The organism is Prauserella flavalba, from assembly GCF_003202235.1.
GTDB classification, from domain to species: domain Bacteria; phylum Actinomycetota; class Actinomycetes; order Mycobacteriales; family Pseudonocardiaceae; genus Prauserella_A; species Prauserella_A flavalba.
The window spans coordinates 215862-226830 of record NZ_MASU01000011.1 but is presented as its reverse complement, the minus strand read 5'-3'; the positions used below and the strand labels follow the sequence as shown (position 1 = coordinate 226830).

Below are 10969 nucleotides of genomic sequence, written 5' to 3'. Positions count from 1 at the left end.
GGAGCGCACTGAACGAGGGCGATCCTCCGCCTCGCGATGCATCCGTCTGGATCGTCGCTCGCTACGGGCGGGGTTTTCAGCACACTCCTAGACCGGTCCGGGGAACCGCGGTCCCCGGACCCCCGCGCTACGAGGCGCCCGGATCGAACCTCGCCGTGTCCCGCGAGTCGGTGAGCTCCTTGCACTGAGGCGCGCGCAGGCTCGCCTCCTTCAGCTCGGGCACGGCGTCGAAGCCGTCAAGCAGGCTGACCCGGCCGATCTCCTCCAGCGGCGCCCGCACCGAGCCGATCGCGGCCCTGCTGGCCTCTTCGGTGGTGGCCGCGTCGAGCTGCTGCTTCGCCCCCACGGCACGGTCCCGGATACCCACGTACCTGGAAACGGCCTGCGCCTTGATGCGCTCGCCGTCCGACAGCGGAGCCCGGCTGAGCCGGTCGAGACCGTCGAGCGTGCGGTCGAGGCCCCCGATCATCACGCCCAGCAGCTCGCTCGACGTGCGCGACGCCTGCTGCGGCGTGGTCGGGTCGATGGTCGGCATCCGCGAGAACGAACGAACCAGCTCCGACACGGCGGCGCAGTACCCGCCGGCCCACGCGGTGGTGGCGTCCTCGCGGCGAACCTCGTCCGCCGTCAAACCCGGGCCCGACGACTCCGCCGCCTGCTGGGCACCGGGCTGCGTTCTCGGCTGACCACACCCTGCGAGCCCAAGGCCCCCAAGGGCCAGCACCACAGCGGCGAGAACGGTCATCCGCGGCCGCACGCCCACACCTCCTGACAGACGGTGTCCATTCGAGCACGATCTTCGTCCGACGGTACCGGTCGTGTTGCAGCCTGCAACCGGCCCTGTCCTTACCCGAACACGAGCCGGGCCCGGAGCGGCGAGCGCTCCGGGCCCGGACTGACGGTGACGCTACGCGTTCGTCGCCTGCTGCGGGGCAGGCGTCTCGGCGATGGCCGTGCCACGGCGCTTCGACACCACGATCGCGGCCACGATGACGGCCACGGCCACCAGCGCGATGGCGATGCGGACGCCGATCGAGGCGTCCTCGCCGACGGTGAACTGCACGACCGCGGGCGCGATCAGCAGCGACACCAGGTTCATCACCTTGAGCAGCGGGTTGATCGCCGGGCCCGCCGTGTCCTTGAACGGGTCACCGACGGTGTCGCCGATGACCGTCGCGGCGTGGGCCTCCGAGTTCTTGCCACCGTGGTGACCGTCCTCGACCAGCTTCTTCGCGTTGTCCCACGCGCCACCGGAGTTGGCGAGGAACACCGCCATCAGCGTGCCGGTGGCGATCGCACCGCCCAGGTAACCGGCCAGCGCCCCGGTGCCGAGACCGAAGCCGACCGCGATCGGCGCGAACACCGCGAGCAGACCCGGCGTGGCCAGCTCCCTCAGCGAGTCGCGGGTGACGATGTCCACGACCTTGCCGTACTCGGGCCGCGTCGTGCCCTCCATGATCCCCGGGATGTCGCGGAACTGGCGCCGCACCTCGTAGACCACGGCACCGGCCGCCCTCGACACCGCGTTGACGGCGAGGCCCGAGAACAGGAACACCACCGCCGCGCCGATGATCACGCCGACCAGCGTGTTCGGCACGATGATGCTGTCGATGAACGAGTCCGGGACGTCCGAGAGGCCCGTGCCCACGTCGCGCAGCGCGCCGAGGATGGCCTCGGAGTAGGACCCGAACAGCGCGGTCGCGGCGAGCACCGCCGTCGAGATCGCGATGCCCTTCGTGATCGCCTTCGTGGTGTTGCCGACCGCGTCGAGCTCGGTGAGGATCTGGACGCCCTCGCCTTCCTCGAGGTCGCCCGACATCTCGGCGATGCCCTGCGCGTTGTCCGACACCGGGCCGAACGTGTCCATCGCGACGATGACACCGACCGTGGTGAGCAGACCCGTTCCGGCGAGCGCGACGGCGAACAGCGCCACCGCACCACCGAGCAGGTAGGCCCCGAAGACCGCGGCTCCGATCACGAGCGCGGTGAACACCGCCGACTCGAAACCGACGCCGATACCGGAGAGGATCACCGTCGCCGCACCGGTCTCCGACGTCTTGCCGACGTCCTTCACCGGCCCGTGCTCGGTGCCGGTGTAGTAGCCCGTCAGCCACAGGATCACGCCGGCGAGCGCGATACCGATGATCACCGAGACCGTCGCGATGACGGCCGGGTTGCCCTCGGCGCCGTCGAACGAGCTGGGCAGGAACACGAACGCCGCGATGGCGGAGAGCACCGCGGAGATGACGGCCGAGATGTAGAAGGAGCGGTTGATCGTCGTCAGCCCGCTCTCGCCCGCCCTGGCGCGCGTGATGTAGATGCCGATCACGGCCGTGATCACACCGATGGCCGGGATGATCAGCGGGAACACCAGGCCGTAGCCCGTCGCCCCGAACGCGGCGCTGCCGAGGATCAGCGCGGCGACGAGGGTCACCGCGTACGACTCGAACAGGTCCGCCGCCATGCCGGCGCAGTCACCCACGTTGTCGCCGACGTTGTCGGCGATCGTGGCCGCGTTGCGCGGGTCGTCCTCGGGGATGTTCTGCTCCACCTTGCCGACCAGGTCGGCGCCGACGTCGGCGGCCTTGGTGAAGATGCCGCCACCGACACGCATGAACATCGCGATCAGGGCCGCGCCGAAGCCGAAGCCCTCGAGGACCTTCGGAGCCTGCCCGGCGTACACGAGCACCACGACGGCAGCGCCGAAGAGGCCGAGTCCCACCGTGATCATGCCGACTACGCCACCGGTGCGGAACGCGATCCGCATCGCCTTCTCCCGGCCACCGGACTCGCGTGCCGCTGCCGCGACGCGGACGTTCGCTCTCGTCGACAACCACATGCCGAGGTAGCCGATCGAGAACGAGAACACCGCACCGACCAAGAAGAACAGCGAACGGCCTATCCGCTCGTTCCAGTCCTCCGCGGGGAGTGCGAACAGCAGGAGGAACACGATCACGCCGAAGATGGCGAGGGTGTTCCGCTGCCGGTTGAGGTAGGCAGCCGCGCCTTCCTGCACCGCCTTGGCGATCTCCTGCATCTTCTGGGTGCCCTGACCGGCGGCCAGGACCTCCTTGAGCAGCAGATATCCAATGACGAGCGCAGCAAGGGCGACCACGGCGACCACGGCCACGATGCCGTAGTCACCTCCGGAGAGCTCGGGTGAGCCCTCCGCGAGGAAGTGCCGGGACATTCGTCCTCCTGGAAACGTCGCCTGTTGCCAGCGCCGACGAGCGGGCTGACCACTGTGCCGACGCTGACATGGGATCTACACCACTTCTGGTGTGGTTTGGCGGAGTCTATTGGTAGAGATGGACGCCCCGGCAGGGCGTCCCATGTCACATACGCTGCGTATTCATGTGAAACCGCTCACGGTACCGCCGATCGGGGCGCGGCCGCCGGTGTGCGATGCTCGAACACATGAGCGGTCGAGGCGAGTCGCTGCGGGCGCGACGCCTGCTGAGCCGCGCCACCGCGGGCATTCCGGAACGGCGCAACCCCGTCACCCATGTCGCCGACCTCCCGGCCAGGGAACCGAAGTTCGCGGACTGGCCGGAATGGGTCCCGGCCGCCGTCGTCGACGCGATCAGGGCCACCGGCGTCGAGCGGCCGTGGACGCATCAGGCGGAGGCCGCGGAGCTGGCGTGGTCGGGCAGCGACGTCGTGATCGCCACCGGCACGGCGTCGGGCAAGTCGCTCGTCTACCAGCTGCCCGTGCTCTCGAAACTGCACGCCGACCCCAAAGCCACGGCCCTCTACCTGGCACCGACCAAGGCGCTGGGCGCCGACCAGCTGCGCGCGGTGTCCGCGCTGGACCTCGACGGCGTGCGGCCGGCCTCCTACGACGGCGACACGCCGCTGAACGAGCGCGACTGGGTGCGAGACCACGCGCGCTGGGTGTTCACGAACCCCGACATGCTCCACCGCGGCGTGCTGTCGGCCCACGCGCGGTGGGCGAAGTTCTTCCGCAAGCTCACCTACGTGGTCGTGGACGAGTGCCACAGCTACCGCGGCGTGTTCGGCTCGCACGTGGCGCTGCTGCTGCGCAGGCTGCGGCGCGTGGCGAGGCACTACGGCGCGGACCCGGTGTTCGTGCTGGCCTCGGCCACCACCGCGGAACCCGCCGGTTTCGCGGCGCGGCTCACGGGGCGCGAGTGCTCGCCTGTCGTCGAGGACGCCTCGCCGAGGGGCGCGCGCACGGTGGCGCTGTGGGAACCGCCGTTGCTGGAGGAGCTGGCCGGGGAGAACGGCGCCCCCGTGCGGCGTTCCGCGGGCGCGGAGGCCGCGCGGATCCTGGCGGAGCTGGTGATCGAGGGCGCCCGCAGCCTCGCGTTCGTGCGCTCGCGGCGCGGAGCGGAGCTGACCGCGCTCGGCGCGAAGCGGATTCTGTCCGAGGTGGACCCCGAGCTGGGCGAGGCGGTGGCGGCGTACCGGGCGGGTTTCCTGCCCGAGGAGCGGCGAGCGCTGGAGAAGGCCCTGCTGTCCGGGCAGCTGCTGGGGGTCGCCACCACGAACGCGCTGGAGTTGGGCGTCGACATCGCCGGCCTGGACGCCGTGGTGCTCGCGGGCTACCCGGGCACGCTCGCGTCGTTCTGGCAGCAGTCGGGCCGCGCGGGCCGGGCCGGTGACGACGCGCTCGTCGTGTTCGTCGCGAGGGACGACCCGCTCGACACCTATCTCGTGCATCATCCGGGGGCGCTGCTGGACCGCCCGGTGGAGACGGCGGTGCTGGATCCCGCGAACCCGTATGTGCTGGCGCCGCAACTGGCGTGCGCGGCGGCCGAGCTGCCGCTGACCGCCGAGGAACTGGACGCGTTCGGCGGCGCGGCGGCGCGCGAGGTGCTCGACGAGCTGGTGGCCGACAAGGTGCTGCGCAGGCGGCCGAGCGGCTGGTACTGGACGACGCGGGACCGCCCGCAGCACCAGGTGGACATCCGCGGCTCGGGCGGTGATCAGATCGCGGTGGTGGAAGCGGACACGTCGCGGCTGCTGGGCACCGTCGATCCCGGCTCGGCGTGTAGCACCGTGCACCAGGGAGCGTTGTACCTGCACCAGGGTTCGTCGTACGTCGTAGACGATCTCGACCTCGAGCAGGGTCTCGCGCTCGTGCACGCGGAGGACCCGGAGTGGAACACCTCGGCGAGGGAGATCGTCGACATCGCGGTGCTGAACACGGTTCGCGAGGAGCGGTACGGCGGCGTCACCGTGTGCCTCGGAGAGGTGGCGGTGACCTCACAGGTGGTCGGTTACCTGCGCAGGCTGCCGTCGGGCGAGGTACTCGACCACGTCGCGCTGGACCTGCCGGAACAGGTACTTCGCACGCGCGCGGTCTGGTACACGATCAGCGACGAGCTGCTGGAGAAGGCCGACGATGGGGACAGGGCGCCGGGGGGCGCCGGTCTCGAACCGGCGCGCATCCCCGGCGCCCTGCATGCCGCCGAGCACGCGGCGATCGGCCTGCTACCGCTGTTCGCTACGTGCGACCGCTGGGACATCGGCGGAGTTTCGACCGCGATGCACTCGGACACCGGGGAGGCGACGGTGTTCGTGCACGATGGTCATCCCGGGGGTGCCGGATTCGCCGACCGCGGCTTCGCCGCGCTCGTCCCTTGGCTGGCCGCTACGCGGGAGGCGATCGTCTCCTGCGAGTGCCCGGCTGGGTGCCCGTCCTGCGTCCAGTCGCCTAAATGCGGGAACGGCAACGATCCGCTGGACAAGGCGGGGGCGGTGACCGTGCTGGACATCGTGCTCGGGGCGGTGAACCACGATGGTCGGCACGGCCACGGGGTCGATCACGCCGCGGAGGATCCCGCGACGAAGACGGGCTGAGCCGTCACGTGGTCGGCGGCCTCGCCGAGCAGCGCACGCACCAGTACCTCGTGCACCGCGCCGGCTGCGGGAAGCCGCCAGCCCCAGATCTCCGGCTTGACCCGCCAGTGCACGACGCCGTGCTCGAACGGCGTCGGCGGGAGCGGAACGTAGCTGCCCTCACCGTGCCACCGCACGTTCTCGTTCGTGGCCAGCACCGACGGCACGCGGTCCGTCGACGTGGTGAGGAACAGCCACCGGCCGTTCGGCATCGCGACGATCGGCGCCGGGTGCCCGGTAGCCCGCAGCAGCGTGGCGGCGCGGCGGCCGAGCTGGTCGTCCACCTCGATCGCGTCGATCATCGTGCCGGTGGCGACGAGCAGGCTGTGCGGCCTGCCGGTGAACCACGCGGCCACCTGCTGCGGGTGGGCGCCGATCCGCTGGTGCCAGTCCTCGTGCACCGGGACCGGCCGCGTCCACGCGGAGCCGGACTCCGTGTCGTCACCGGCGCCGGGGTAGGTACCCGGCAGCACCGGCCAGCCTCGCCAGGCCAGGCCGATGGCTTCGGCGCGCAACTCGATGCGGAACGCGCCGCGCCAGCTGTCCGGCCACTCCGTGTCCAACATGTCTTTCTCGAGCCTCCTCAGAAACTTCCACCGCCTCGTTCGCGGTGTCACAGATGAATAAACGGCAAGTTGCACTTGGCCGGAAGGCCCCCGTCGACAACCGGTGCTTGACAGACGACGAGTGAGCACCGACACAACGGCTCGACTGAATCCCGCGTGTCAATCGTCGGCGACAGGCGCCCTTGAGCTGGCCGTTCGTCGCAGCCGCCTCGTCTCACCCACCAGGCCGTGATCAACTCCGGCCTGCGGCCGTTCGGTCCGTTCGTCCAGGCCGAAGACCGCTCGTCGCACGCCGGTGACCGCTGCTCGCCGGTGACCGCTTCGGCAGGCAGGTCAGTCCGGCTCCATTCGCCCGTTCATCGCGGGCGAACCGACCGGCCCTGCCCGCGCGCGAGCGGTGACGGGCCCGAACCCGGCGAGCGACCCGGGACCCACCGCTTCGACGACCACGAGCGCGTCCCAGCCGTCGAAGCGGCACTCGCGGACGTGGGCGCGCATGCGCTCGGCGATTCGGTGGGCGTGCGCGCACGCCTCGGCAGTGCCCCGCTCGGCATGGCCGGCGGCGGCGAGCGCGGCCAGGTCCGCCGCGTTCGCGGCCCGGTGCCGGGTGACCACGGCACCACCCAGCAGCCACAGCAAGCCGGCCACCGCGAGCAGGCCCGCGATCGCACCGGCCGCCCACACGGTTGCCGATCCGCCGTCGGGCTCAGCTTCCGGGCGCGGCACCGGTGGCCGCCTCCCGCTCACCGGGCTCCAGTTCGGCGAAAGCCTCCGCCCGCACCGCGACGCCCGGCAAGGCGTTCACCGCGGGGGCCTCGACCGTCACCTCGACGGTCCCGTCACGCGTCCGCACATCGAGCGTGGCACCGCCGGGCGCGAGCCTCCGGACGGCTTCCTCGGCGAGCGCGGGCTGCCCGCGCGCGAGGTGCCTCGCCGCTTCCATCGCGGCGTCGGTGCATCGGATCTGCTTCGAGATCGCCATGATCCCAACGAGCACGAGGCCGAAGACCGTCACGAGCGAGCACAGCGCGATGGCGCCTTCCACGGTGGCGGTGCCCCGGTCCCCTGCGGTTCGGAACCGGCGCATCAGAAGCTCACCGAGATCGCCCGCTCGATGAGCGAGGTGAGTGCGCTGACCACCGAGTCGCCGGTGATCACCGTGTAGAGGAGCGCCGCGAAGGCGGCCGCGGCGAGCGTGCCGATGGCGTACTCGGCCGTACTCATGCCGTCGTCGGAGCGGAAGCGGTCGCGGGGCAGCGGACCGCGGCGGCGCAGCAGGGCGTGCCACAGGATCGAGTTCATGGTCGTGTTCCTTTCGTTCGTCGTGCTGGGTCAGAAGACGGTCAGCCGTCCGGCGAGTCCGAGGACGACGGGGACGACACCGAGGCACAGGAAGGCGGGCAGGAAGCACAGGCCGAGTGGTCCGGTGATCAGGACGCCCGCGCGCTGCGCGCGGGCCTCGGCCTCGTCGCCGACGGCGGAGCGCGCTCGCTCGGCCATGCCCGACGCCACCTCGGCCAGCGCACTGCCCGAGCGGGCGGTGCGGCAGGCCGCACGAGCCAGCTCCGCGGTCGACGGGCACCGTCGCGATGGTTCCCACGCTTCGGCGGGCTCGGCGCCGAGGGTGAGGAGGTCGGCGGTCGCCCGCAGCGCGGCGGCCGCGTCCGGTGGTGCCGTGCCCGCGACGGCGCGGACCGCGGTCGGCACCGGTAGCCCGGCGGTGAGGCACGCCGCGAGGAGGTCGCCGGTCGCGGCGAGTCGCAGCGGATCCGCCGCGGCGACCCGTCGAGGCGAGAGCAGCCTCCGGGCGGCGAACCCGGCGAGCGCACCGGCCGGCAGCGCCAGCGTCCAGCTCCCTGCCGCGGCCACGAGCACCGCGACGGCGACTGCCACGCAGGCGGATCGTCCCGCCGAAGATCGCGCCAGCCGGGCCGCCGGGGGCGTGGCTCGCGGAGGGTCCGGACGCGGCAGTACCGAGCGCAAGCGGTTCGTCCGGGGCTGCGGGGCCGTCAGCACCGCGGCGCCAAGCAAGGCCGCGACGACGCTCGGCGTGCTCATCGCGACCACCCGCCGCTGTCAGCGCGCGGCAACGCCGCTGCGGTGACCGGGGCAGACGGCAACGTCGCGACGAGGCTGAGCCTGGTCATCGCAACCACCCCCGGACACCGGGTCCACCCGGGATTGCCGGGGCACTCGGATTCCGGGAACACCGGGCCGGAAACCAGCGCCCCGCGACGACGCACGGCGCGGTCACAGCGGCCGCCCCCTGCTCTCGGGTCCAAGCGGCATTGCCTGGATGCCCGGCCGTTCGCCTCAAGGGCCGCACCGGATCGAACCACGGCACGCGCACGCGCGTCGGCGCGGTCATCGCGGCAACACCCGGTTCGTGATGGCGGCGCTCCAGTACACCCCGGCCAGCACGAGTGCGGCGCCGAGAACCAGCAGGAGCTGTCCCGCCGAGGTCGTGCCGAGCACGTGCAACGGCCGCGCGCCCATCGCCTCGCCCAGCAGGATGCCCGCCGCGGGCAGCACGGCGAGGATCGCCGCGCTGGCGCGCGGACCCGCCATGCGGGCGTCCACCTGGTTCGCCAGCCGCACCTTGGCGTCCACGTCGCGTTGGACGGCGTCGAGCACGGTCGCGAGTGGCAGGCCGTGTTCGCGGGCGAGGGACCAGGCGTGGGCGAGCTGGGTGAGTACCTCGCCGCCGGGGTCCGAGGCCGACCGGGCGAGCAGCGCACCGTCGAGATCCCCGCCGAGCCGGGCCGAAGCCGCGACCGCACGCAACGTGCTCGCCGCGACGGGATCCGCATCCGCCGCGGCGGCTTCCGCGGCGGTCGCGGGATGCGCTCCCGCCCTGAGCTCGCCGACCATCGTGCGCACGGCCTCGGCGAGCGCGGCGGCCGCCTCGACCCGTGCCCTGGCTCGGCGGCGGGTGCGGCGGTGCAGGAAGACGGAGCCCGTCAGCAACAGCAGGGCGATCGCGGCAGCCGGGCCGGACAGCAGGACGGCCGGTACCGAGCCGAGGGGCAGCAGCGCGATGGCCCACCGTTTCGGGTCGGCCCGCCACGGGGCCGGGAACTGGCGCGCACGGAGTGAAGCGAGCCTCCGGGAACAGGTCGGCGACGGCCAGCTCAGCAGGGCGAGTGCGGCGCTGAGCGCGGACCCGGTCAGCACGGCAGCTCCACCCCCTTCGCGCCGAGGAGGTCGGCCACCAGCCGCCTGCCGGTCCAACCGGAGGGCCGCCACGCGGGCGCGACCCGCACGGTGTCGCCGTCACGCTGCACGACACCGATCTCGGCGAGCGCGCGGCGACCGTCCGCCAGCCGGCGCATGTGGAGCACGAGCTGTACCGCCGCGGCGAGCTGACTGTGCAGCGCGGAACGAGAAAGCCCGCCGAGCGCGGCAAGCGCCTCCAGCCTGGCGGGCACCTCGCTCGGCGAGTTGGCGTGAAGGGTGCCCGCGCCACCGTCGTGCCCGGTGTTCATCGCGGTCAGCAGCTCGCAGACCTCTCGGCCCCGCACCTCGCCGACCACGAGACGGTCAGGGCGCATGCGCAGCGCCTCGCGCACGAGTTCGCGCAGCGTCACCTCGCCCGCGCCCTCGACGTTCGGCGGACGGGCGACGAGCCGGACGAACTGGGGATGCGAGGGCTGCAGCTCGCCCGCGTCCTCGACGCAGACGATCCGCTCGGCGGGTGAGACCGCGCCGAGCAGGGCCGCGAGCAGCGTGCTCTTGCCCGACCCGGTCGCTCCGCTTACGAGGAAGGCCAGTCGCGCAGAGACAATCGCCCGCAACAGCGCGAGTCCGCTGTCGTCGACGGTGCCGAGCCTGCGCAACGCGCGAAGGTCGTGCACCGCGGGACGCAGTACCCGCAGCGACAGACAGGTGCCCTCGGCAGCGATCGGCGGCAGCACGGCGTGCAGCCGCACCCGGCCGTGCGGACCCGTGCCGGGCAACCAGCCGTCGACGAACGGCTGCGCGTCGTCGAGCCTGCGGCCCGCGGCGAGCGCGAGCCGCTGGGCGAGCCGCCGGACGGCCTCCTCGTCGGTGAACCGAACGTCGGTGCGGCGAAGGCCCTGCGTGCCGTCGATCCACACCTCGTCCGGCGCCGTGACGAGCACGTCGGAAACTCCAGGATCGGTCAACAGCGGTTCGAGCGGGCCCGCGCCGACGAACTCGTGCCGGAGCAGACGGAGCGCGTCGAGGATGTCCAGATGCCCTGCCACACCACCGGTTTCGGCGCGCACGGCTTCGGCGACGGTGCGCGGGTCGGTGCCGGACCCGGCCCCGGCGAGCCGCTTGCGGACGCGCTCGACCAGAGCGGTGTCGGCGGTCGCGCTCGACTGTCTTGAGTGGACTGTGGTCGCATCCATCGGGACCCCCTCGGATCGGCTGTACATTCACCTTCGAGGGCGAGGCGATGCGTCACAAGAGGCATTTCGCGGAGCTGTGGATAACCGGTCCGATGTGGATAACTCGACCGAACGACGTGTCCGATTCCCGCCGGAATCCCGGCCCCGCGAAGACAAGGCTGTAGG

General features: G+C 72.1%; 10 protein-coding genes. 1 reads left to right on the top strand and 9 read right to left on the bottom strand.

The genetic code is table 11. The features are described from left to right. Nucleotides 1-127 precede the first annotated feature (127 nt). Both BA062_RS25525 and BA062_RS25520 read right to left on the bottom strand, forming a co-directional pair. Nucleotides 128-757, bottom strand: a complete 630-nt coding sequence (locus BA062_RS25525; protein WP_146240068.1) for a hypothetical protein — start codon at nt 755-757, stop codon at nt 128-130. A gap of 150 nt (nt 758-907) precedes the next feature. Next, nucleotides 908-3190 carry a sodium-translocating pyrophosphatase gene (locus tag BA062_RS25520; protein WP_110340986.1) on the bottom strand — a complete coding sequence of 761 codons (2283 nt, stop codon included), beginning with the start codon at nt 3188-3190 and terminating at the stop codon, nt 908-910. Nucleotides 3191-3417: 227 nt separating this feature from the next. Here BA062_RS25520 and BA062_RS25515 point away from each other — a divergent pair, with 227 nt between their 5' ends. Beyond that, complete coding sequence (locus BA062_RS25515) at nt 3418-5826, top strand: DEAD/DEAH box helicase (RefSeq protein WP_110341049.1); 2409 nt, start codon at nt 3418-3420, stop codon at nt 5824-5826. Here the strand turns inward: BA062_RS25515 and BA062_RS25510 are convergent. The 7 genes from BA062_RS25510 to BA062_RS25480 form a co-directional block, all read right to left on the bottom strand. Then, a complete protein-coding gene (locus tag BA062_RS25510) occupies nt 5790-6431 on the bottom strand; it encodes a bifunctional DNA primase/polymerase (RefSeq protein ID WP_110340984.1) in 642 nt (213 codons plus the stop codon). The genes BA062_RS25515 and BA062_RS25510 overlap by 37 nt on opposite strands. 333 nt (nt 6432-6764) lie before the next feature. Continuing rightward, nucleotides 6765-7157, bottom strand: coding sequence for an Rv3654c family TadE-like protein (locus BA062_RS25505; protein ID WP_168214089.1), 393 nt, complete (start codon nt 7155-7157; stop codon nt 6765-6767). Next, nucleotides 7138-7518 (bottom strand): TadE family type IV pilus minor pilin, encoded by a 381-nt coding sequence (locus tag BA062_RS25500; RefSeq protein ID WP_110340980.1) that lies wholly within the window; start codon nt 7516-7518, stop codon nt 7138-7140. The genes BA062_RS25505 and BA062_RS25500 overlap by 20 nt, the downstream gene beginning before the upstream one ends. Continuing rightward, nucleotides 7518-7733 (bottom strand): DUF4244 domain-containing protein, encoded by a 216-nt coding sequence (locus tag BA062_RS25495; RefSeq protein WP_110340978.1) that lies wholly within the window; start codon nt 7731-7733, stop codon nt 7518-7520. The genes BA062_RS25500 and BA062_RS25495 overlap by 1 nt, the downstream gene beginning before the upstream one ends. A gap of 30 nt (nt 7734-7763) precedes the next feature. Continuing rightward, a complete protein-coding gene (locus tag BA062_RS25490; protein ID WP_342768955.1) occupies nt 7764-8324 on the bottom strand; it encodes a type II secretion system F family protein in 561 nt (186 codons plus the stop codon). 471 nt (nt 8325-8795) lie between these two features. Continuing rightward, nucleotides 8796-9605 carry a type II secretion system F family protein gene (locus BA062_RS25485; RefSeq protein WP_110340974.1) on the bottom strand — a complete coding sequence of 270 codons (810 nt, stop codon included), beginning with the start codon at nt 9603-9605 and terminating at the stop codon, nt 8796-8798. After that, nucleotides 9599-10804: a TadA family conjugal transfer-associated ATPase gene (locus tag BA062_RS25480; protein WP_110340972.1), complete on the bottom strand. Its 1206-nt coding sequence runs from the start codon at nt 10802-10804 to the stop codon at nt 9599-9601. Before BA062_RS25480 ends, BA062_RS25485 begins: the two co-directional genes overlap by 7 nt. Nucleotides 10805-10969 lie beyond the last annotated feature (165 nt).